At 66.7% G+C, this 21,895-nt stretch carries 24 protein-coding genes, 2 other RNA genes and 1 pseudogene; 7 read left to right on the plus strand and 20 right to left on the minus strand.

Going from position 1 to position 21,895, the window contains the following annotated elements; all coding sequences use genetic code 11:
* Positions 1 to 60: 60 nt before the first annotated feature.
* Both VH326_RS05085 and VH326_RS05090 read right to left on the minus strand, forming a co-directional pair.
* Complete coding sequence (locus VH326_RS05085) at positions 61 to 657, minus strand: hemerythrin domain-containing protein (protein WP_329630698.1); 597 nt, start codon at positions 655 to 657, stop codon at positions 61 to 63.
* Positions 658 to 716: 59 nt separating this feature from the next.
* Complete coding sequence (locus VH326_RS05090; protein ID WP_329630699.1) at positions 717 to 1,424, minus strand: glutathione S-transferase N-terminal domain-containing protein; 708 nt, start codon at positions 1,422 to 1,424, stop codon at positions 717 to 719.
* A gap of 194 nt (positions 1,425 to 1,618) precedes the next feature.
* On the opposite strand from VH326_RS05090, the gene VH326_RS05095 reads away from it, so the two are divergent.
* Positions 1,619 to 2,026 (plus strand): BLUF domain-containing protein, encoded by a 408-nt coding sequence (locus tag VH326_RS05095; RefSeq protein WP_329630700.1) that lies wholly within the window; start codon positions 1,619 to 1,621, stop codon positions 2,024 to 2,026.
* A gap of 68 nt (positions 2,027 to 2,094) precedes the next feature.
* On the plus strand, positions 2,095 to 3,246 hold the full coding sequence (locus VH326_RS05100; protein ID WP_329630701.1) for a glycosyltransferase family 1 protein: 1,152 nt from the start codon (positions 2,095 to 2,097) through the stop codon (positions 3,244 to 3,246).
* A gap of 16 nt (positions 3,247 to 3,262) precedes the next feature.
* Here VH326_RS05100 and VH326_RS05105 read toward each other — a convergent pair whose 3' ends face one another.
* The 10 genes from VH326_RS05105 to VH326_RS05150 all read right to left on the minus strand — a co-directional run bounded on the left by VH326_RS05105 (position 3,263) and on the right by VH326_RS05150 (position 11,782).
* Positions 3,263 to 3,802, minus strand: a complete 540-nt coding sequence (locus VH326_RS05105; protein WP_329630702.1) for a J domain-containing protein — start codon at positions 3,800 to 3,802, stop codon at positions 3,263 to 3,265.
* Between the two features lie 142 nt (positions 3,803 to 3,944).
* Positions 3,945 to 4,316: RNase P RNA component class A (gene rnpB, locus VH326_RS05110), an RNA gene on the minus strand.
* A gap of 11 nt (positions 4,317 to 4,327) precedes the next feature.
* On the minus strand, positions 4,328 to 5,017 hold the full coding sequence (locus VH326_RS05115; protein ID WP_329630703.1) for an N-acetylmuramoyl-L-alanine amidase: 690 nt from the start codon (positions 5,015 to 5,017) through the stop codon (positions 4,328 to 4,330).
* 38 nt (positions 5,018 to 5,055) lie between these two features.
* Positions 5,056 to 5,874, minus strand: coding sequence for a protein-glutamate O-methyltransferase CheR (locus VH326_RS05120; RefSeq protein ID WP_329630704.1), 819 nt, complete (start codon positions 5,872 to 5,874; stop codon positions 5,056 to 5,058).
* A complete protein-coding gene (locus tag VH326_RS05125; RefSeq protein WP_329630705.1) occupies positions 5,868 to 6,941 on the minus strand; it encodes a chemotaxis protein CheB in 1,074 nt (357 codons plus the stop codon). The genes VH326_RS05120 and VH326_RS05125 overlap by 7 nt, the downstream gene beginning before the upstream one ends.
* A 28-nt stretch (positions 6,942 to 6,969) precedes the next feature.
* Positions 6,970 to 7,335 carry a response regulator gene (locus VH326_RS05130; protein WP_329630706.1) on the minus strand — a complete coding sequence of 122 codons (366 nt, stop codon included), beginning with the start codon at positions 7,333 to 7,335 and terminating at the stop codon, positions 6,970 to 6,972.
* Between the two features lie 62 nt (positions 7,336 to 7,397).
* On the minus strand, positions 7,398 to 7,841 hold the full coding sequence (locus VH326_RS05135) for a chemotaxis protein CheW (RefSeq protein ID WP_329630707.1): 444 nt from the start codon (positions 7,839 to 7,841) through the stop codon (positions 7,398 to 7,400).
* Entirely contained in the window at positions 7,838 to 10,141 is a 2,304-nt protein-coding gene (locus VH326_RS05140; protein WP_329630708.1) for a chemotaxis protein CheA, read from the minus strand. The genes VH326_RS05135 and VH326_RS05140 overlap by 4 nt, the downstream gene beginning before the upstream one ends.
* Positions 10,142 to 10,198: 57 nt before the next feature.
* Entirely contained in the window at positions 10,199 to 10,843 is a 645-nt protein-coding gene (locus tag VH326_RS05145) for a histidine phosphotransferase family protein (RefSeq protein ID WP_329630709.1), read from the minus strand.
* 63 nt (positions 10,844 to 10,906) lie between these two features.
* On the minus strand, positions 10,907 to 11,782 hold the full coding sequence (locus VH326_RS05150) for a DUF5071 domain-containing protein (RefSeq protein WP_329630710.1): 876 nt from the start codon (positions 11,780 to 11,782) through the stop codon (positions 10,907 to 10,909).
* Between the two features lie 18 nt (positions 11,783 to 11,800).
* On the opposite strand from VH326_RS05150, the gene VH326_RS05155 reads away from it, so the two are divergent.
* From VH326_RS05155 to mtgA, 5 genes and pseudogenes are all read left to right on the plus strand, one after another.
* A complete protein-coding gene (locus VH326_RS05155; RefSeq protein WP_329630711.1) occupies positions 11,801 to 12,751 on the plus strand; it encodes an RluA family pseudouridine synthase in 951 nt (316 codons plus the stop codon).
* Between the two features lie 63 nt (positions 12,752 to 12,814).
* On the plus strand, positions 12,815 to 13,717 hold the full coding sequence (rpoH, locus tag VH326_RS05160; protein ID WP_329630712.1) for an RNA polymerase sigma factor RpoH: 903 nt from the start codon (positions 12,815 to 12,817) through the stop codon (positions 13,715 to 13,717).
* A 94-nt stretch (positions 13,718 to 13,811) separates the two neighbouring features.
* The gene (locus tag VH326_RS05165; protein WP_329630713.1) at positions 13,812 to 14,309 is read left to right on the plus strand and encodes a hypothetical protein; all 498 of its coding nucleotides are present in this window, start codon (positions 13,812 to 13,814) and stop codon (positions 14,307 to 14,309) included.
* A gap of 4 nt (positions 14,310 to 14,313) precedes the next feature.
* A pseudogene (locus tag VH326_RS05170) lies at positions 14,314 to 15,507 on the plus strand (flavin monoamine oxidase family protein); the annotation flags it as partial.
* Positions 15,508 to 15,618: 111 nt separating this feature from the next.
* The gene (mtgA, locus tag VH326_RS05175) at positions 15,619 to 16,329 is read left to right on the plus strand and encodes a monofunctional biosynthetic peptidoglycan transglycosylase (RefSeq protein ID WP_329630801.1); all 711 of its coding nucleotides are present in this window, start codon (positions 15,619 to 15,621) and stop codon (positions 16,327 to 16,329) included.
* A gap of 101 nt (positions 16,330 to 16,430) precedes the next feature.
* On the opposite strand, the gene VH326_RS05180 is transcribed toward mtgA, so the two are convergent.
* The 8 genes from VH326_RS05180 to VH326_RS05215 form a co-directional block, all read right to left on the minus strand.
* The gene (locus tag VH326_RS05180) at positions 16,431 to 16,754 is read right to left on the minus strand and encodes a YbaB/EbfC family nucleoid-associated protein (RefSeq protein ID WP_329630714.1); all 324 of its coding nucleotides are present in this window, start codon (positions 16,752 to 16,754) and stop codon (positions 16,431 to 16,433) included.
* Positions 16,751 to 18,376 (minus strand): DNA polymerase III subunit gamma/tau, encoded by a 1,626-nt coding sequence (locus VH326_RS05185; RefSeq protein ID WP_329630715.1) that lies wholly within the window; start codon positions 18,374 to 18,376, stop codon positions 16,751 to 16,753. The genes VH326_RS05180 and VH326_RS05185 overlap by 4 nt, the downstream gene beginning before the upstream one ends.
* Positions 18,377 to 18,451: 75 nt before the next feature.
* The gene (locus VH326_RS05190; protein WP_329630716.1) at positions 18,452 to 18,757 is read right to left on the minus strand and encodes a hypothetical protein; all 306 of its coding nucleotides are present in this window, start codon (positions 18,755 to 18,757) and stop codon (positions 18,452 to 18,454) included.
* A gap of 157 nt (positions 18,758 to 18,914) precedes the next feature.
* Positions 18,915 to 19,012, minus strand: an RNA gene (gene ffs, locus VH326_RS05195) — signal recognition particle sRNA small type.
* Between the two features lie 50 nt (positions 19,013 to 19,062).
* Positions 19,063 to 19,296, minus strand: coding sequence for a hypothetical protein (locus VH326_RS05200; protein ID WP_329630717.1), 234 nt, complete (start codon positions 19,294 to 19,296; stop codon positions 19,063 to 19,065).
* A gap of 88 nt (positions 19,297 to 19,384) precedes the next feature.
* The gene (locus VH326_RS05205) at positions 19,385 to 19,717 is read right to left on the minus strand and encodes a 2Fe-2S iron-sulfur cluster-binding protein (protein WP_329630718.1); all 333 of its coding nucleotides are present in this window, start codon (positions 19,715 to 19,717) and stop codon (positions 19,385 to 19,387) included.
* Positions 19,714 to 20,793, minus strand: coding sequence for a cysteine desulfurase family protein (locus VH326_RS05210; RefSeq protein WP_329630719.1), 1,080 nt, complete (start codon positions 20,791 to 20,793; stop codon positions 19,714 to 19,716). Before VH326_RS05210 ends, VH326_RS05205 begins: the two co-directional genes overlap by 4 nt.
* The gene (locus VH326_RS05215; protein WP_329630720.1) at positions 20,790 to 21,860 is read right to left on the minus strand and encodes a cysteine desulfurase family protein; all 1,071 of its coding nucleotides are present in this window, start codon (positions 21,858 to 21,860) and stop codon (positions 20,790 to 20,792) included. The genes VH326_RS05210 and VH326_RS05215 overlap by 4 nt, the downstream gene beginning before the upstream one ends.
* Positions 21,861 to 21,895: the final 35 nt, after the last annotated feature.

Raw genomic sequence — 21,895 nt, forward strand, 5'->3', positions numbered from 1 at the left:
GCAAGGCCTAGCCCAAAAAGAACGATAGGGGAACAGACGACTTGCGAGATCGCAGCGCGGTCAGGCGATCTTGAACCCTTCCTTGTTCATCGTCCGGGTCAGCGCTCGATTCTTTTCCTCGGAGAGTTGCGACTTGAGGCCGGGGAACAGATCGTCCTCCTCCTCGCGCATGTGCTGTTCGATATCGGCCCGGAACTTTGCCATCGTCTCGAGGAAGCGCGCAGAATCGTTCGGCATGTTCTCGAGATCGTAGAGATACTGCTTGACATAGCCGTGCTCCGAATTGAGCTCGTCGGCCTCGGCCACCATCCCGGCGTCGCGTAGCGCGGGATAGATCGCATTCTCTTCCTCGAGCGCGTGCTTTGCGAGCATGTGCTTGAGGTTGGCGAGCAGCATCGCTCGTTTGACCTTGGCGGTGTCGGGCGTCGCCTGGATCGCGTCGAACACGAGCAATGTCGCCTTGTGCTCGGCGGCGAGCGCCTGGTCCCAATCGCCCGCGAGATAGGTCGGCGCCTGGACCGCGACCTTGCGCCCGATCATCGCCAGTACGCCGAGCACCGCGCCCGCCGCCCCGGCGCTGGCGACGACGCCGAGCGTGGACATGCCACCCTGCTCGCTCCTCGACGTGGACTTCTCCTGCTGCGCGGTCGTGGTCATGGCTCGGCTCCTGATGGTTCAGTCGCTCAACCCGCGAACGCCGCGAGGGTTTCCCGGCTTTAGGAAGGTCGCGCCGGAATGGTCAGCCCGCGCTGGACGGCCGGACGCGCCAGTCCGCGGTCGAGCCACGCCGCGACGTTCGAATAGCGGTCGAACGCGACGATCTCGCGCGCTTCATAGAAGGTGATCAGGTTGCGCACCCAACCCAGGGTCGCGACGTCGGCGATCGTATAGTCGCCACCCATGATCCAATCGCGTCCATCAAGCCGCGCATCGAGCACGTCGAGCAGCCGCTGGCTTTCGGCAACGTAGCGATCGCGCGGGCGCTTATCCTCGTAATCCTTGCCCGCGAATTTGTTGAAAAAGCCGAGCTGGCCGAACATCGGCCCCAGCCCGCCCATCTGCCACATCAGCCAGGCGATCGTCTCCCACCGCGCGGCCGGGTCGGCGGGGAGGAACTTCCCCGTCTTGTCCGCGAGGTAGAGCAGGATCGCACCGCTTTCGAACAGCGCCAGCGGCTTCCCGTCCGGCCCATTCGGATCGAGGATGGCGGGAATCTTGCCGTTGGGGTTGAGGCTCAGGAAGTCGGGCGCCTTCTGGTCGTCCCTGGCGAAATCGACGAGGTGCGCCTCGTACGGCAGCGCGGTCTCTTCGAGCATGATCGACACCTTGACTCCGTTCGGCGTCGGCAGGCCGTAATATTGCAGCACGTCGGGGTTCTGCGCGGGCCATTTGCGCGTGGTCGGAAAGGTAGAAAGGTTGGGCATCGATTGGTCCTCGGCTGTGGCGCCGCCGAGATAGGAACCCGGCGGCGCGACCGCCACGCGCCGGTTACAGGTTCACGAACGACGACAACATTGACGCAGATTAAGGCACGGAATTAGTTGGATAAAGCCAGCGCAGTTTACGAAGATTTTGCGTTTGCCCGGCTAATGAAGTCCCGCAACTGCCGGACGGAATCATGCAACGGATCATCTATATCAGCACCGCGCGCGCGCCGATGAGCAACGCCGATCTCGACGGACTGCTGCTCACCGCGCGCCGCAACAACGCAGCCGCCGGGGTGACCGGCATGCTCGTCGTCGGAGGGCAACGCTTCCTGCAGACGCTCGAAGGCCCCGACGCGGCGGTCGATACGATCTTCGCGCGGATCAAGGACGATACGCGCCACCATGCCGTCGTCACGCTGTCGAAGAAGGTGATCAAGCGGCCGGCATTCGGCAATTGGGCCATGGGCTACCGCGCGGGTGGTGCGCCGGGGACGAGCAACTCGCTGGTCGAGGTGGTCGGCGCGTTGCTCCAGCCGATCGAGGACCCGACGATCCGCGCCTATTTCGAAGGTTTCGCCGAACTTCACGCCGCAGCCTGAGCGCGCCGGATCCGCGCAAATTCCGCCGGAAGATAGGCAAGCCCGTTCCATCCCGCTATGGGCGGCGCATGCAACCCGGCGATCTTCGCGTCGCGCTGTTTTCGGGCAATTATAATTACGTCCGCGATGGCGCGAACCAGGCTCTGAACAAGCTCGTCGGGCATCTGCTCGCGCGTGGGGTCACGGTGCGAGTCTATTCGCCGACCACCGATACGCCGGCCTTCCCCCCCGTCGGCGATCTGGTCAGCGTGCCTGCGGTGCCGATGCCCGGCGGGCGCGACGAGTTCAAGCTGGCGCGCGGCCTGACCCAGAAAGTGCGGCGCGATCTGGAGGCGTTCGCGCCCAATATCGTCCATCTTTCGGCGCCCGACATTCTGGGCCACCGGGCGCTGACCTGGGCGCGCAGGCACAATATCGCCTCGTTCATTTCGATGCACACCCGGTTCGAGACCTACCCGCAATATTACCATATCGGCTTTGTCGTCCCCCTGATGCTTCGCTTGCTGCGGCGCTTCTATAACCGCGCGGACCAGATCGTCGTGCCGGCGCCGTCGTCCGGCGAGCTGCTCCGTAGCTGGGGCGTGACCAAGCCGATCGCGATTTGGTCGCGGGGGGTCGATCACCACCGTTTCCGGCCCGAAGCGCGCAGTCTCGAATGGCGGCGCTCGCTCGGCATTCAGGACGACGAAGTCGCGATCGGGTTTCTCGGCCGGCTGGTGCTCGAAAAGGGGCTCGACATCTTCGCCGACGTCGTCGCCGCGCTCAAGGCGCGCGGGGTGCGGCATCGCGTGATGGTGATCGGCGAAGGCCCAGCGCGCGACTGGTTCGCCGAACGCGTGCCCGAAGCGGTGTTCACGGGTTTTCAAAGCGGCGATGCGCTCGGCCGCGCGGTCGCGTCGATGGACGTGTTCTTCAACCCCAGCGTCACCGAAACCTTCGGCAACGTCACTGCCGAAGCGATGGCCGCAGGCGTGCCGGTGGTCGCGGCGCGCGCGACCGGCGCGGTCGATCTGGTCGAGGACGGCGTCACCGGCTTCCTGGTCCCGCCGCGCGACGTCGACGCCTATGCCGACGCGATCGGGCGGCTGGCGCAGGACGACGCATTGCGGCGCAGCGCCGGTCTTGCCGGACATGCCGCTGCGGAACGCTATGAATGGGATCCGGTCAACGAAGCCGTGATCGACGAATATCTGGCGATGATGGCGCGGCGCGGCGCCTGAACCGGGCGTCCACGGCCTAGGCGGTGGGTTTCCACGCCCGCTCGTCCTCGGCGACGCGAAGCACATCGTACGCCGCCTGGATCGCCTGGAACCGCTTCGCCGCCTCGGTATCGCTGGGGCGAAGATCGGGGTGGTTCTCCTTGGCTAGCTTGCGCCACGCCGCCCGCACCTGGTCGAAGCTGGCGTCCGCCTCCAGCTCGAGCACGTCGAGCGCGCGCATCTCGTCGCGCGACCGGCTGCCGTCGCCCGGCCCCGCCCAGCCGTAATGCTTGGCTTCGGCGAAACCGTTGGCGGCGCGAGTCTCTTCCGCTTCGCGCTCGGCCGCCTCCTCGGCGGTCAGGCCTTCGAAATAATTCCAGCCGCGATTATATTCGGCGGCGTGGTCGCGGCAGAAGTACCAGCGATCGGGGCTGTTGGGGGATTTGGGGGCGGGGCAATCGCCCTTCTCGTCACAGCCATGGCGGTCGCAAATCCGCACCCGCGTCGCTTCGCGCGACGAGCCATAACCTCCCCAGCGGGGAAATCCCCAATTGTCCGAACGGGTAGCGCGCGCCATGGCGGCCACTTAGGCTGGCGTGCCGAGGATTGCTACCACAAGGAAGCGGCGCGCAAGTAAATTGCGCGCCTTCGGTTCCTCGCTCGGGACACGCCACGCGCCACGAGCAACCGCGATTAGCTTTCGCTAATCGCGGCGCACGAGCGCCAGACGGTCTGTAAGCCGGGTTCTGTCCACCGCCGAAGCGGATGGGCGACCATTCCTCTAGGACGACGCTCGCGCGCCGCCTCCAGCAACCAACCCGGGCGACGAGCTGAAACGAAGCCCATATGCCGCCCCTATTCGGTCTTGCTCCCGGTGGGGTTTGCCTTGCCGCCGCTGTTACCAGAAGCGCGGTGCGCTCTTACCGCACCCTTTCACTCTTACCGGGCCCAAACTGCTTCAGGCCCGGCGACCTGCTCTCTGTGGCACTTTCCCTGGGGTCGCCCCCGGCGGGCGTTACCCGCCACCGTCGTTCCGCGGAGCCCGGACTTTCCTCGCGTGCTTGCGCACCCGCGGCCGCCCGACCCTCTGGCGGCTAGCGCCTTACGCGTCGCCTTGCGGTTTGGGAAGCAGCAGCGCGAGCAGCAAGCTACGGCACTCGCCGTCGATCTCGCCGTCGATCAGCTCGGGGCGGAAGCGGCGCTGGAACGCGACGACGGCGGCGAGCTGGTCGGTGACTTCGTAGCCGAAGCGCTCGAGCGCGAGCAGGAAGCCGGCGTCGCTCCACAAGGGGTCGATCAGATTCCTGGTCGGGCGCGGCATCGCGAGCCGCAACCGTGCCAGCCGGCCCCAGGGAAAGCGCTCGCCCGGATCCTGCTTGCGCGTACACGCAATGTCCGAATGACCGACCACGTTGCCGCGGGTGACGCCGTAGCGCTGCTTGATCTCTTCCAACAGCGAGATCAGCGCGTCGATCTGCGCGTCGGGGAAATCGCGGTAGCCGAATTCGTGACCCGGATTGACGAGCTCGATCCCGACCGACGCCGAATTAACGTCGGTGATTCCGCGCCAGTGCGACTTGCCGGCGTGCCAGGCGCGCTTGTCCTCGGCCACCAAGCGGTGAACCGTGCCGTCCTCGTCAACCAGATAGTGCGCCGACACTTCCGCAGCCGGATCGCACAGCCGCGCCAGCGCCGCCGCCGCGCTTTCCATGCCCGTATAGTGCAGCACGATCATCGTCACCGGCAGCTGCCGCTCGTTGAAATTGGGCGACGGGGTCTCGACGATGCTCACGGTGCGAAGGATTGCGGCGAACCAGCCACAAAGTAAACCTAAGCAGCAGCAGCCGTGGCCCAGTTTGGCTCATATAGGCCGCGATAGCGCTGGCTCGGCTTGAACGCGTCGGTCTGCCCGATCACGGTCTCGCCTGCGCCCAGCACCAGCACGCCGTCGGGGCGAAGCACCTTGGCCAGCCGGCCGAGCACCTGGCGGCGCAGGTCGAGCGGGAAATAGAGCAGGACGTTGCGGCACAGGATCACGTCGAACCGCCCGATCGGCAACGGATCGGCCACGAGGTTCATACGGCGGAACGACACCATCCGCACCAGCCCGGGATGCGCGACCCAATCGCCGTCGATCGAATCGAACCATTGCATCATGCGGCGGACCGGCAGCCCGCGCTGAATCTCGAACTGGGTGAAGCGCCCGGCCTTGGCGCGAGTCAGCGCAGTCTCCGACACGTCGGTCGCGACGATCTCCGGCATGTGGTCGTCAAGCCGCTCGGCGAACATCATCGCCAGGCTGAGCGGCTCCTGCCCGGTCGAGCAGCCCGCCGACCAGATCCGCGCGCGGCGCGTATCCGGTACTGCGCGCACCACCTCGGCAACGACGTCGAACACCGTCGAATCGCGGAAGAACGAGCTTTCCTGATTGAGCAATTCATCGACGATCCGGTCGCCGAGCTTGCCGATACGATCGTGGCGCAAGGCCACCGCCAGCGATTCGAGGCTGTCGTGCCCGGTCTCGCGCATCAATGGCTTGAGCGCGGTCTCGATCCGCCAGTTGCGGTTCGCCGCCATGCGCTGGCCGGTGCGTTCCTCGAGCAGGGTCATGAAGTCGGCGGCGGCGCCAGGAGACGTAGCGTTCAGCATGATGGCCGCCCCGATTCCGGACGACGACGCCGCGCTATCAACTGCCCGATCTCGTCGGGCGGGAGGATCGCGTTGGCAATGCCCTCCCCGGCGACCGCGCCGGGCATGCCCCAGATCACCGACGAAGCGCGGTCCTGCACGACCAGGCTGCCGCCCGCGGCAGACAATTTGGCCGCGCCGATCGCCCCATCCCGACCCATCCCGCTCAGCACGACGCCGAGCGCGCGCGCACCGAACGCGTCCGCGACCGATTCGAGCATCGGATCGACCGACGGCAGGCACCCGCTCGGCGCACGCGCGGCGGTCAGCCGTACTGCGGCACCGTCGCCCGTCATGACGCAGCGCAAGTGCGCGCGTCCCGGCGCGATCAGGATCCGGCCGGGGCGGATGCGGACATGGTTCTCTGCGACCGCGCACGGCCGCCCGGCGAGCACCGCCACTTGCGCGGCGAAATAGGGCATGAACGATTCGGGCAGGTGCTGCGTGATCAGGATCGGCAGCCGGAAATCGGCGGGGAGCATGCGAAGCAATTGGCTGAGCGCGTGGATGCCGCCGGTCGAAGCGCCGATCGCGACGATGTCGAAATCGTTGCCGGGCGCCGTGGCCGCCGGCGGGGTGCGCGGCATGACCACGTCATCCGGCGCGACCAGGCGATCGAGCTTTTCGTTGAGTACGTCCGCGAACCGACCCGCGAACGCGCCCACGTCCGGCTTGACCAAGGTATCGGCCGCGCCCAGCGCGAGCGCCTGGACGGTGGTCGCGGCCCCGTCGTCGCACGCGGACGAGACGATCAGCACGCGCGCGCCGCGGCCCGCCGCGATCAGATCGGGGAGCGCGGTCAAGCCGTCGACACCCGGCATCTCGACGTCGAGCACGATCACCTCGACTCGATGCTTGGCGAGGAACGTCTGCGCCGCCCGCACGTCGGGCACCGCGCCCGCGACGAGGAAACGCCCCGCGCCGTCGATCGCGCGCGCCATCACCGCCCGCGCGACGACCGAATCGTCGACGATCAGGACCGACGGCGGCGCCGCGAGCGTGGGGAGATCGGAGTGCTGGCTGGCCATCGCGGCGGTTCCAGGCAAGGAACCGGGATCAGGCCATGCCGACGATTTGGAGCTTACTTTCGAGCGTCTCGCGGTCGAACGGCTTCATGACATACTCGTCGGCCCCGGCTTCGATCGCCGCGCGGATATAGGCCATGCCGTTTTCGGTCGTGCAGAACACCACCTTGGGCCGGCTGGCGAGCGCGGTGTCGCGGAGCGCGCGCAGGAAATCCATTCCGCTCATCACCGGCATGTTCCAGTCGAGCAGGATCACGTCGGGCACCGAGCTCTTGCAGCTGTCGAGCGCCTCGCGCCCGTCGGCGGCTTCGCTGACCTCGAAGTCGAGCGTTTCCAGGATGTGGCGGGCGACCTTCCGGATCACCTTGGAATCATCGACAACCAGACACGTCTTCATCACCGAACCACCCTGTTACCGTCCGCGTTCCAGCGGCTTAGTGCGAAACCATGAGCGGCAAGTTAATTCACTGCCACGCCATCGACCAACGGCCCCTGGACCAAAGCGGTGAGGTCGATCGCCAGGATCGGCTCGCCGTCGCGCTCGACTTGGCCGCAGCCGACCTGGCGCCAGCCGCCGTCGAGCGCGATTCCCGACGGCAGCGGCGCGGCGCTGAACGCCGCCACGTCCTGGAGCGAATCGACCAGCACAGCATAATGGTGGCCGTCGATCACCGTGATCACCGCGCGCGAGCCGGCAATGCCCATCGGCGGCAGCCCGAGCGCGGCGTGCGCGTCGACCACCGTCACGACTCGGCTGCGCAAAGCGGCGAGTCCGCGGATGTGTCTGGCGACTCGCGGCGTCGGCGTGACGTGGCCGATGTCGACCACCGATTCGACTTGCGCCGAATCGATCGCGACGCCGCGGCCCGCGACTTGCGCGATCAGGAAAAGCTGTTCGGTCATGCCGCCTCCACGCGCCGCGCGACCGCCGCGAGCAGGCCCGCGCGGTCGTAGCGATAGACTTGCCCCTCGCCGCCAATGTCGCGGCGATCGTTGCTCAGCCGCACCACGCGCGCGTCCTCGGCCGCCGCCGGATCGGTGGTCAGGATCACCGCGGGCCGATCGTCGTCGTGTGCGTAAGTCGCGACTCGATAGCCCGCCGCTTCGAGCACCGGCTTGAGGAACGTGGCGATCCACCCGTCCGCCTCGCCTTCGATGAGGCACAATGGCGCTCCCGGCCGAACGGCGGCGCCGACTTCGGGCCCGAGCAGCCATTGCGGGTCGATCAGCTCGATCTGCTCGTCGTCGATTGTCACCACGCCCAGGATCGGCCCAGGCTGCGCCGAGGGAACGATCTCGGCGGGGATCGCGACGATGTCGACCGCCTCGGCGATCGCATAGGCGACCTCCGCATCGCCATCCTTGATCCGCAGCACCGCGATTTCGGCGCGCCCGGCAATCTCCCCCAGCGCCGCGAGCGGCACGATCCGTCCTTCGATCAGCAAGCGCATCCGCCCGCCGCTGAAGCGCGCGGTGTCGGCCGGCACGGTCTCGACTCGATCGACGATCGCCAGCGGCACTGCGCGGCGCCGGCCGTCGAGATCCTCGAACAACAGGGCGTCGACAGCCGTTACCTCCGCCTCCAGCGATTCATCCTCGGCTACGGCGTCGCGCGAGAACGCGATCCCAGCCTCTGCCGCGATCCCGGCGCAATCGAGCAGCAACATCGGCGAACCACTGTCGGGCAAGGTCTGTCCGGCATAGATTCCCGTCGCCATTACGGCGGGCGCGGCCGGCTTGATCACCAATTCCTCATGGTCGAGCACCGAATCGACCGCCACCGCGAAGCTGCCGCCGCTCGCGCTGATGATCGCGAGCATGTCCGCCGCTGTGGGGTTGGGCTGCGCAATGCCGAGCAACGCGCCGAGGTCGACCAGCGGCATCCGGCGGTCGCGCACCGTCGCCGCGGCGGTGTCGCCGAGCCGGTCGATCCGCACCGAATCGCCCGCCACGCGGACGATCTCCTCGATCGCCTGGCGAGTTACCGCGAAGCGCTGGCCAGCGATGCCGATCACGATCGCCGGAATGATCGACAGCGTCAGCGGCACGTGGATCAGGATGCGCAAGCCCCGCCCCCGCGCGTTGACCAACTCGATTCGACCGCCGATCTGCTCGATATTGGCGCGAACGACGTCCATTCCGACGCCGCGGCCGGAGATCGCCGTAACCTCGTCCTTGGTCGACAGGCCCGGCTCGAAAATCAGGTCGAGCTTGGCGCGCTCGCTCAGCGCCGACAAATCGCGGCCGCGCGACTGGCCCGTAGCGGTGAGTTTCTTCACCAGCCGGTCGGTGTCGATGCCGCGCCCGTCGTCGGCGATTTCGATGATGATCTGGTTGCCCGATTGGCGCGCCGACACGACCAGCCGCCCGGTCTCGCGCTTGCCTGCCGCGCGACGCTGCGCGGCGCTTTCGATGCCGTGGTCGATCGAGTTGCGAATGATGTGGACCAAGGGGTCGCGCATCATCTCGATCATTTCACGATCGAGCTCGACGTCGGCGCCCTCGATGACAAGTTGTACCGACTTGCCGACCTCGGCCGCGGTGTCGCGGACCATGCGCGGCAGTGCGGAGAACAGCGCGTCGACCTTCTGCATCCGCGTCCGCGTCACCGTGTCGCGCATTTCGGCGACGGTCAGCGACAGCCGGTCGAGCGCCGCTTCGATCGCAGGATCGGCATTCTGGTCGCGCATCCGCCGCGCGAGCTCGTTGCGCGCGAGCACCATGTCGGACATGCCGCTCATCATGCGGTCGAGCAGTTCGGTCGAGAGGCGAACGCTGCGCTGGCCGACACGCTGGCTGGTCGGCGTCTGTTGCGCCGCGGGTGCCGCGGCTTCGGCGCCGGCGTCGAGCGCGGCGATCAGCAGATCCTCGCCGCTATCGTCGAGCGCCACGCCCGAATCGATCGCCTCGACGATCTCGCCGATGCGGTCGACGATCGCCAGCACCGCGGTGACGAGCGCCGGGTCGGGGGTGCGCTCGCCGCTCCTGACCGCCGCCAGCACATCTTCGGCTGCATGGCTGAGCCGCGCGAGGCGCGGCAGATCGAGGAAGCCGCAGCTCCCTTTCACGGTGTGGACGAAGCGAAAAATGGCGTCGAGCCGCGACCGGTCCTTCGGCTCGATTTCCCACGCGACGATCTCGCCCGAGAGCGCATCGAGCGTCTCGCGCGTTTCGGCAATGAATTCCTGGAGCAGGTCGTCCATGGGTCCCCGGGCATGTGGCGCGGACGGACCTTGGCCGAATAACGGTAAAGGAGACGTTTACCCGGCGCGAATCGTCACGCCGAACAGCAGGATAGGCGAATCGGGCGGCGAGACCTGGACGGCGCCGTCGCCGTCCTTGACCAGCGAATGGACGAGATAGGCCGCGGCCCCCCGCGGCGTTACTTGCGCGTCGCCCAGTTCGCCCGTCAGCGTCGTGCGCAATTCCTGGTCGAGCACGAGCCGCGGCCCCTCTGCGCGGACAACGATCTCGACCTTGCCGTCATTGGTTTCCGCGCCGACATCGAGCTGCCCCCCGCGCACCAAGGCGTCGCCCGCGATCAGCGCGAGGTTGAGCAATACCTTAATCGCCGGCTTGGGCAGCGCGCCCTCCTCGACCATCCACCCTAACGTGACCTTATTGTTCTCGCCGAACAGCCCCTCGATCGCCGCGCGCGCTTCACGCGTATCGACCGTCTCGCCAAAGCCGCCCGCGGCGCCGAACGCGAGGCGAAAGAATTTGAGCTTGTTCGCCGACGCGCGCGCACTCTCGTTGAGCAGATCGAGGCAGCGCTGCCGCATCTCCGGATCGTGCTCGTCCGCGAGCAGTTCGAGTCCGTTGTTGAGCGCGCCCACCGGCGAGAGAAGGTCGTGGCACAGCCGCGAGCAAAGCAGGCTGGCGAAATCGACCGGGGTGATGGTCATTGCTGAGTGGTTCTTTCGTGTTGTTGCGCGCTTGTGGCTTAGCAGAGCGCAGCCCGCAACCGGCTAACCTCGCACTTCATCCAACGCCGCGAGGATCTCTCGCGCCTCCTCATCCACGCTTACGTCCCAATCGCCTTGGCATGGAATGCCGGCCAGCGTGACGAGATCGTCGCGCAGCTTCATCTGCACCTCGAACGGAAGCTCGCGCACCATCTCGCGAAGGCACAAGAATTTGTGTCCGTCGTCATCGTCTCGGAGCACGCGCCGGATCGGTTCGACCATCGGTTCGCCTAGTGTGACAAGATAGTCGATCAACGGCCTCGCGATCGGCCAATTGGGGTCGGCGGTCCACGGCATCAGGGCATCCAGGATCGGGGCAATCGCCGGATAGCCCGCTTCGGCGATCATCGGCACCAAGTCTTCATCGCATTTGTCACGCGGGATCAAATGGCGGATTTCGCCCGTCAGCATCGGTATGTGACGAAAATCCTTTATTGTGGCGCCGCTGGAGAAATAATTCGCGACGCGGAGCGGCTCGCTGTCGTGCAGGATGATGCCCGGGCGCCATAGATCGAGAATTTCGCTGTGCCGAACCTGCCACGCCGCTACGTCGTCACCCGCGATGATCACCCACAACTTGCCATCATCCTGCGCGTTGTCGAGGTCGCGTCGCGACGGCTCGACATCGCCGCTCGGGTGGGAATGCCAATAACCGATCAGGCGCGCCCCCCCGTCCCGCTCCGTCCGCAGCGAAGCCAGTAACGCTGCGGGATCGATCTCGAACCCCTTGTTGGTATCGTCGGCGACGTTCGCAGTCGTTTCGAAACCGTCGATCAGTCCTTCGCCACCGAAAAGCAGGCCGCATGCCTCCAGCGGGTGTGCGGCCCCGGCGGCACGGCGGATCCCCGCAAGCGCTTCCCTTGAAATTTCCAACCTCATGCCCATTTCACTAGCCGAATGGTCTCGGGGGTTTCCATCCTGCAAGCGGTGATTTCGGCGGGAGCTGATGGCTGGCGGTTCGACCGTGCCCTAGCCGACGCCCTCCCCACACTATCGCGCGAGCGCTTAAAGGCGCTGATCTCCTCTGGTCAGGTCAGCGGCAGCGATGGCGCGCTAGTGCGCGATCCGGCGAAAAAGGCGGCCGCCGGCGACATGTTCAACGTGACCGTCCCCGACCCGACCCCGGCGCACAACGAAGCACAGGAAATCCCGCTGGTCGTCGCGTTCGAGGACGAGCATCTGATCGTGATCGACAAGCCCGCCGGGCTGGTGGTGCATCCGGCCGCGGGGAACCTCGACGGCACATTGGTCAACGCGCTTCTCCACCATTGCGGCGGATCGCTGTCGGGGATCGGCGGGGTCGCGCGGCCGGGGATCGTCCATCGCATCGACAAGGACACGTCGGGGCTGATGGTCGCCGCCAAGACCGATCGCGCGCATGTCGGGCTCGCCAGGCAGTTCGCGGACCATTCGATCGACCGCCGCTATAAAGCTATCGTCTATGGGCGAGTTTCGGGAAGTTCGGGAACGATCGACGCCCCGCTCGCGCGCAGCCCGCAGAACCGCAAGAAGGTCGCGATCGTCGCGTCGGGCAAGCGCGCGGTCACGCATTGGCGGCAGCTACGTCCGCTTCGCGACGCCGCTTTGGTCGAATGCCGGCTCGAAACCGGGCGCACCCACCAGGTCCGAGTCCACATGGCGTCGATCGGTCACCCCTTGATCGGCGACCCGGTTTATGGTAGAACAAAACAGGTTCATCGAAAGGTTCTGGAAACCCTGAATTTCCATCGCCAGGCCTTGCATGCCATGCGGCTCGGGTTCATCCACCCGATCACAAGCAACGCTTTATCGTTCGAAAGCGAAATGCCTGCCGACATGCAGGAACTCTTCGATACACTCGACAATTAGGTTTTGGCCAACCCGGCACGTCGCCTCATTTGGGACATGCTGGCTGAGTAAGGGAGAATGATCATGGCAAACCGCAGCAACGTCCCAGCGACGATTCCTGCTCTCGGCGGCGAGGCGAGCCTCAACCGCTACCTGGCCGAGATCAAGAAATTCCCCGTTCTGACTCCCGAGCAGGAATATATGCTCGCCAAGCGCTTCGAGGAGCATGGCGATACCGAGGCCGCGCACCAGCTGGTCACCAGCCATCTTCGCCTCGTCGCCAAGATCGCGATGGGCTATCGCGGCTATGGCCTGCCCGTGTCCGAGCTCATTTCGGAGGGCAATATCGGCCTGATGCAGGGCGTGAAGAAGTTCGAGGCCGATCGCGGCTTCCGCCTGTCGACCTATGCGATGTGGTGGATCCGCGCCTCGATCCAGGAATTCATCCTGCGCTCGTGGAGCCTGGTGAAGATGGGCACCACCGCCGCGCAGAAGAAATTGTTCTTCAATCTGCGCCGGATGAAGTCGAAGCTCGACGCGTTCGAGGACGGCGACCTGTCGGCGGAGAACCTCACCAAGATTGCCACCGATCTCGGCGTGACCGAGAACGAAGTGACCAGCATGAACCGCCGCATGGCGATGGGCGGCGACACCTCGCTCAACGTCTCGATGCGCGAGGATGGCGAGGGCCAGTGGCAGGATTGGCTGCAGGACGACGCGCCGTTGCAGGATCAGGTCGTCGCCGAAAGCCAGGAGGCGGACGTCCGCCACGAAATGCTGACCTCGGCAATGGACGAGCTGAACGAGCGCGAGAAGCACATCCTGACCGAGCGCCGCCTGACCGACGATCCCAAGACGCTCGAGGAGCTGTCGCAGGTCTATAACGTCAGCCGCGAACGCGTCCGCCAGATCGAGGTGCGTGCGTTCGAGAAGCTGCAAAAGGCTATGATGCGCATCGCCGGCGACAAGAGGTTGCTCGCGGCATAAGGAACGCGCTTCACGTGACCCCGTGAAGTTTGTGAACTTTGAGTGGCGCGCGGCTCGATAGGTCGCGTGCCGCTTGTTGCGAGGGAGATCGGGCATGTGGCGTTACGTCAAAGTGGCCATCGTGATCGCGCTGCTCGCGTTTCTGCTGCCCTGGATGTCGGCGTCTTTGTTGGGCCGCGAGGTTGTCGCGGCGGCCGGTTGGCAACTTGCCTTCGGGCAATTCCACGGCGGGATCGGATCGGTGTCGATCGACGCCCATGCATTCACCAATTACTATTTCATCGTCGCGCTGGCGCTCATCGCGGTCGGCCTGATCCTGTCGCTGTTGCGGCGGCGGTTCGCGGGCGTCGCGGTGGCGACGTCTTTGCTTGCGATGGCTTTCGTCTGGGCCGGCAGCAATCAATATACCGCGGATCGCGTCGAAGCAGCAGCGTCGAAGTCGGCCGGAATCCTCGGCTCGCTCGCCGCCTCGGCGGTCGAGATAGATTGGCGCTTCGGGTATTGGGTCTCGCTGCTCGCGTTGGGCATCGCGGCGGCGCTGGCATTGCTGGCGATCGGCGATACCGACGCCAAACCGCGATCCCCTCGATGATTGCATGAAGCACGATTTCGTCGTCGTCGGGGGCGGTGCGGCGGGGATCGCGGCCGCGCGGCGGCTGCACGAAGCACGCGCCGACGTGCTTTTGGTCGAAGCCAGCAGCCGGATCGGCGGGCGGGCGCACAGCGTGCGGGTGCGCGGCGAGATGCTCGATCTCGGCTGCGCCTGGCTGCACTCGGCCGATCGCAACCCCTGGACTCGGATCGCGCTCGCCGAGGGGTTCCAGATCGACCGCGCCGACCCGCATTGGCGCGAACAATGGCAAGGCCTCGGCTTCGCCCCCGGCGAGCGCGCGGCGTTCGAGAAAGCCTATGCCGACTGGTTCGAACGGGCGCAGGGTTACGCGCGCGGTCCCGACCGGCCGCTAAGCGACTTCGTCGCCGCCGAGTCGCCATGGCGCCCGATGATCGACGCGATCTCCGGCTATGCCAACGGCGCCAACCTGAAGGACGTGTCGCTCCACGATTGGGCGGCGTACGAAGACACCGCCGGCGACGACAATTGGCGGCTGCAGGAGGGCTATGGCACGCTCGTCGCCGCGTACGGCAAGCGCCTGCGCGTCAAGCTCGACAGTCCAGTGTCGAGGATCGACCATCACGGCCGGACGGTCCGGCTGACCACTACGGCGGGAACGGTCGAGGCCGATCGCGTGATCGTCGCGGTACCGACGCCGATCATCGCCTACGGCGACCTTGCCTTCGACCCGCCGCTAGAAACCAAACGAGAAGCCGCCGCCGCGCTGCCGCTCGGGCTCGCCGACAAGATTTTCCTGGGCATCAAGGGCGGCGACTATCCGCACAACGCGCACCTGATCGGAAACCCGCACAGCTCGAATACGGCCAGTTATCAGGTCGGCTGGCTCGGTCGCCCCGTAATCGAAGCGTTCTTCGGCGGCGACTGCGCCGAGGCGCTGGAACGGCAGGACGATCGCGCCGCCGCCGACTTCGCGATCGGCGAGCTCGCAGGCTTGCTCGGCAACGACTGGCGGTTGCGGCTCCAGCCGCTCGCGCGGACCCGCTGGCGCGCCGAACGGTTCATCCGCGGCAGCTATTCGCACGCCAAGGTCGGGCAAGCCGCGCAACGCGGCGTGCTCGCCGCACCGCACGACGACCGTTTGTTCTTCGCGGGCGAGGCATGCCACGCCAACGACTATTCGACCGCACACGGCGCCTATCAAACCGGGATCGCCGCGGCCGAAGAGGCGCTTGCCGCCGAGCGCCGTCCGCGCCTAGTGGCGACGATGCCGCTCGCCGCGGCCCCAGCCCCCGTTACCGAGCCCCTGACCGCACCGACGCCCGCACCGATGCCCGCCAAATCCGCCAAACCCCGCCGCTCCTGGCCGCGCCGCCTGTTCGGCTGGATCTGGAAGGGTGCGCTCGGCTTTGTCGTGCTGAGCATAGTCTGGGTCGGGCTGTACCGCTTCGTCGATCCGCCCTTCACGTTGACCATGCTGGGCGACGCGGTTTCGGGCAACGGCGTCGCCAAGAAGTGGATGCCGCTCACCGAAATGGACCCGCGGATGGCGCGCGCCGCGATCGCCGGCGAAGATTCGCGCTTCTGCCTCCATGGCGGGTTCGACTTCGCCGCGATCGAGCAAGCCTATAATCGTAACCAGAAAGGCGGCCGAATCCGCGGCGGATCGACAATCAGCCAGCAGACCGCGAAGAACGTCTTCCTGATCCAGAACGGCGGCTACGTCCGCAAGGCGTTCGAGGCGTGGTTCACGTTCCTGATCGAGAATTTGTGGGGCAAGCGGCGGATCATGGAAGTGTACCTCAACGTGGCAGAGACCGGAATCGGCACCTATGGCGCCAACGCCGGATCGATCCGCTATTTCGGGCACGACGCGTCGCGAATGAGCGCGGTCGAGGCGGGCCGAATCGCCGCCGTCCTGCCGCTGCCCAAGAAGCGCGACGCGATCGACCCGCGCGGCTTCGTACGCCGGCATGGCAATGTCATCGCGCGCTACGTGGATATCGTTCGTGCCGACGGGCTGGATAAGTGTTTGAAATAGCGGACCCGTCATCGACAAAGTCGATGACGGCGGACGGGCGCATCTGCGCCCGCCGGCCGATGGCGCGAGTCAGCCGGGCGTGGCCGGCTACCGCGGTGCGACTAGAACGGCAGCTTGAACCCCGGCGGCAGCGGTAGGCCCTGAGTCATCTTGGCCATCTCCGCATTCGATGCGGCATCGGCCTTGGCTCGCGCATCGTTGAACGCGGCGACGATCAGATCCTCGAGCATCTGCTTCTCGGACGCCTGCATCAGCGAATCGTCGATCGAAATCCCGATGATCCGCCCCTTCGCCGAGGCCTTGACCTTGACTAGCCCGCCGCCCGACGCGCCCTCGACCTCGACCTGGTCGAGCCCTTCCTGTGCCTTGGCCAGTTCGGCCTGGACGTTCTGCGCCATCGCCATGATGTCTTCGAGGTTCTTCATACGCTCCCTTCCTTGCTCCAACTTTCCAGCACCGCCTCCGGGAACGCCTCGAACGCGGCTTTGACGATTGGGGTTTCCAGGATCGCCGCGCGTTCCGCTTCTTCCGCCGACTTGCGGCGCTCGGCCAACGTCGCTTCGCCCTCGGCGTCCTGGGTCGTGATCTTCCACTTGGTACCGGTCAGCTCGTGCAGCCGCGCCGCGAGCATCGCCGGCAGGTCGGCCGGCAACGGCCGTTGCGTGCTTAGCACCAGTTCAGGCGGCGCGTAACGGACCGGTCGCGCATTGGCGTTGAGGTGCGACAGCAAAGACCCGCCCCCGTTGCGCTGGATCAGCGCCACCATGTCGTCAAACGTCGCGGGCAATGCCTGGGTCGGCGCGAGTGCCGGCGCCGGAGCGGTCGATGCGGTAATCATGCTCGCGGGCGGCGTATCCGCGGCGATCTGGCGCGCCAATTCGCCGGGGTCCGGAAGGCTCGATGCGTGGACGACACGAAGCAGCGCCATCTCGCCCGCCTCGATCGGCAGCGCGGCACGCGCGACTTCGTCATGTCCCTTGAGCAGCAATTGCCACAGCCGGTGCAGCGCGGCGAACGACAGCGTCCGTGCCCAGTCGCGATACGCGTCGCGCTCCTCCGCAGACTGAGCGGGATCGGCTTCGCCGCCGAGCTTGGCGAGCGTTGTCGCGTGAACCGTCTCGAGCAGTCCGCGCAGCACCGATTGTGGATCGACGCCAAGATCGTATTGCGTGCGCAACGCCGCGAGCGCGCCCGGCGCATTGCTGTCGAGCAACAGCCCGAACAGGTCCCGGATCGCGGCGCGGTCGGACAGGCCGAGCATCGCGCGCACCGCCGCGGCCGACACGCCGCCGCCCTCCATCCCGGCATGCGCGATCGCCTGGTCGAGGATCGACAAGCCATCGCGCGCCGATCCGTCTGCCGCGCGCGCGATCAGCGCCAGCGCTTCGGGGTCGGCGTCGGCGCCTTCGAGTTCGGCGACATGCGCGAAATGGCCCGCGAGCTTGTCCGCCGGAATTCGCCGCAAGTCGAAGCGCTGGCACCGCGACAGTACCGTCACCGGCACCTTCTGCACCTCGGTCGTGGCGAGCAGAAACTTCACATGTTCAGGTGGTTCTTCCAATGTCTTGAGAAGCGCGTTGAACGCATTCTTCGACAGCATGTGAACTTCGTCGATGATGTAGATCTTGAACCGCGCACCGAACGCAGCGAGCCGAGCGGCGTCGATCACCGCGCGCATGTCGTCGACGCCGGTATGGCTCGCGGCGTCCATCTCGATCACGTCGATGTTGCGGCCTTCCGCGATCGAGACGCACGGCTCGCACACGCCGCACGGATCGATCGTTGGGCCGCCCTGCCCGTCGGGGCCGATGCAATTGAGCGCCTTGGCGACGAGCCGTGCGGTCGAGGTCTTCCCCACCCCTCGGACCCCGGTCAGCAAAAAGGCATGCGCCAGCCGCCCGCGCCGGATCGCGTTGGCCAGCGTCTGGACCATCGCGTCCTGGCCGATCAACTGATCGAAATTTTGCGGCCGGTATTTGCGCGCGAGCACGCGATAAGCGGTGTCGCGCGGCTGCGGCGGCTCGCCAAGGTCGAAGGAGTCGGACATCGACTCCTATCTAGGCACGGCGGGGCGCGATGTCGAAGGCTGTTAGCGCCGCCAACCGCGATGGCGGCCGCGGTTTCAGCCATACGCGCGGTACCGATAGCTGTTGTAGCGGTAGCTCGGCCGAGAATAGCGGGTTCGCCAAGCGCGACGGTAGGCCGAACGGTAATACGGGCTGCGCCACGCGCGGCGATAGCCCGAGCGATAGCCGCGACGATAGCGATTGCGATATTGCTCCGCGGCGGGAACTGCGGCGGTCGGCTGCGCGATGAGCGGCGTCGCGACGGTCGCCGGCTTGGTCAGCGTGGTTTCGGCGGCGGCCGGGGTTGCGGCGGCGACACTGGCAAGTGCCAATATCCCGAAGAAGGCGGAGGTGAAACGCATCACGTTACTCCTGCTCGTGGGACCGCAGGTGTGCGCGTGAATTGAAGGGTGATCAAGCCTTGGAGCGACGCGGGAAAGCCGCGTCGTCGGACGGCGCTGTACGCCGCCGGCCCGCGCTCGTTTGCGTGGCGCGATATGATCGAGCTCTCGCAAAACTCGCGGTGGGAGCCGGAACGACCCGTGGCGAAATCGTTGTGGCTGCTGCCTTCCGGCCCTGACCAGGTTGGCGACGACCACGTCCGCCCGACTCCCGCGGCGCATATGGCGGGGTCGGGCGGCGCTTTCAAGCGATTAGCGGCGCGGGTTTAGTAGCGCACGCGCACCTTGCGGCAAGTGCGGATGTGGCGGTGGTTACGCCAGGTCGTGCTGCACACGGTTTTCCAATGCGTGCGCTGTCCGCGCCAGCCGCGGTCGCTGCGGCCGTCGGTTGAGCGAGTCACCGTCGTGCGAGTCACGATCTTCTGCCCGGAGGCGTCGGCGACGGCCGGCATGGCGGCGCCGGCGACCAAAGCGGCCGCGATCAAAGCGTACATTTTCATGACTTTTCCTTCTTTATGATCCCCATCTCCGCGCCCAACGCGTCAGCCCGAATCCCGTTCCGCATCCGCAATGGCTTCGCGCGGGAAATTAGCGCCCCTGCATGTTCTTGGCATCGGCAGGGATACGGACGGTGATGCCGTCGAGGGTTGGATCGAGCCAGACTTGGCACGCCAACCGGCTATATCGCGTCGCGCCGGCGGCGAGGTCGAGCATGTCCTCTTCCTCCTCCACCGCGGGCGGCAATTTGGCGAAATCGGCAGCGTCGACGATGACGTGGCAGGTCGAACACGCCATCTGCCCCTCGCACGTGCCTTCGAGCGGCTCGCCGGCATTTTGCGCGACGTCGAGCAAGCGGTCGCCGGGGGACGACTCGACGTCGCGCCGCGTGCCGTCGCGTTCGATGAAAGTGACGCGGATCACGCCGCCACCCGTTGCGCACGCGCCGCCGCATCGATGCGCGTCAGCGCGTCGATCAATTCAGGCTCGGTCGTGTAGCGCCCGAACCCGATCCGGATGCTCGACCGCGCCTCGGCATCGCTCAGCCCGATCGCGCGGAGCACATGGCTCGGTCGGCCCGATCCGCTCGCGCAGGCCGATCCCGCAGAAAAGGCGATGTCGCGCAGGTCCGACATCAACCGCGCGACCTCGAGACCACCGCAGCGGACGTTGAGGTTACCGCGGTAGCGGTGCTCGGTGGATCCGTTGACGATCCAGCCATCGTCCAGGACCGCAAGTGCGATGTTCCAAAGGCGCTCGACCTTCTCAGCGTCCTCAGCCCCGCGCGATTGCATCAGCGCCGCCGCCGCACCAAATCCCACGCACAACGCGGGCGATAGCGTACCCGAGCGCCCCGCAGCCTCCTGACCCCCGCCGTGGAGCAACGGCAGAAGATCGACGCCATCCCGGATCCAAAGGGCGCCGATCCCCTTCGGCCCGTAAACCTTGTGCGCCGACAGCGCGATCAGGTCGCAACCGTCAGGTATCGTCACGCGGCCATAGCCCTGCACCGCGTCGCACAGGAACAGCGCCCCGGCCTCGCGCGCCAGCTTGGCGAGTTCGGCGACCGGCTGAATCACGCCGATCTCGTTATTGACCAGCATCGCCGCGACCAGCTTGATGCCCGGGCCGATCGCTCCCCGCGCCGCGTCCATATCGACCAGCCCGTCGCAACCGACCGGCAAAATCGTCGCGCTCCCCACAGCCGCCGTGGTGTCGAGCACCGCCGCATGCTCGGTCGCGATCGTTACGATCGGTTCGCCCACGCTTTTGATCGCCCAGTTGAGCGCTTCGGTCGCGCCGCTGGTGAAGGCGACCGTGCCCCCCGCAGGAAGCAGCGCGGCGACCTGATCGCGCGAGACCTCGACCGCCGCCCTGGCCGCGCGCCCCGGCCCGTGCGCCGAATGCGGATTGGCGTGGCTGTCACGCAGCCACGGCAGCATCGCGTCGAACGCTTCGGGCGCAAGCGGGGTCGTCGCCTGGTAATCGAGATAGATCACGCCGCCCGCGCTCGCTCGCCGGCAATCTCGCGCCATACGGCAACGAACGCGTCCACGTCGGCTGCCGTCGTCGAGCGGCCGAAGCTCACCCGAACCACCTCCTGCGATACGGTCTGGTCCCACCCCATCGCAGTCAGCACGTGGCTCGGCTTCATGCTCCCGCTCGCGCACGCGCTGCCCGCCGATATCGCGATGCCGGCCATGTCGAAGCGGATCAACTGAGTCGTCGCGGTCACGCCGGGCATGCGGTACGATCCGATCGCCGGGTGGCGCGAGGCCGCCGAAAGCACCGCCTCCCCGCCCGATGACGTCAAGGCGTCGTCGACCCGCCGGCGCAGCTCGGCATAGCGCGCGACGTCCTCCGGCTCCGAGAGCGCGGCGGCGTAGCCCAGAATGCCCGGTGAATTCTCCGTCCCCGGCCGATATCCACGCTCCTGCCCGCCGGTCGGATCGAGCGTGGCGAGGTCGCGCACCAGCAACGCCCCCACTCCGATCGGCCCGCCGCGCTTGTGCGCCGACAATGCGATGAAATCGGCATGCCGCGCGGCATCGCGGTCAGCCCCCGCCGGCATCTGCGCGGCATCGACCAGCAACAGATGCCCCGCGGTGTGGACCCGTTCCGCCAGAGCCGCGATCGGCTGGCGCACTCCGGTTTCGCTGTTGCACCATTGGATCGCGACCACCGCGCGTCCTTTACCCGCCATCGCCACATCGAGCGCATCGACATCGACAACGCCATCCGCCCCAACCTCGACCAACGCGATATCGTATGCCGAGCGCAGCACCGCATCATGCTCGACCGCGCTCGCCAGTCGGCGCTCGACGGCGCTCCGCGTCAGAGCGATGTTGAGCGATTCGCTCGCGCCGCTGGTGAACAACACCTCACCCGCCCAGCCATACGCCGCCGCCACCGCCGCCCGCGCCTTCTCCAGCGCCGCCTTCGCCGCGCGCCCCTCGGCATGCGGCGACGACGGATTGGACCAGCGCGCGAACCCCTCCGCCATCGCCTCACGCGCTGCGGGCAGCAGCGGCGTTGTCGCGGCATGATCGAGATAGATGCGGGTCACGTCGGCGGCCGATTCGTTATAATTGCGTGTTGGGG

The organism is Sphingomonas sp. (genome assembly GCF_036269755.1).
Lineage (GTDB): Bacteria > Pseudomonadota > Alphaproteobacteria > Sphingomonadales > Sphingomonadaceae > Sphingomonas.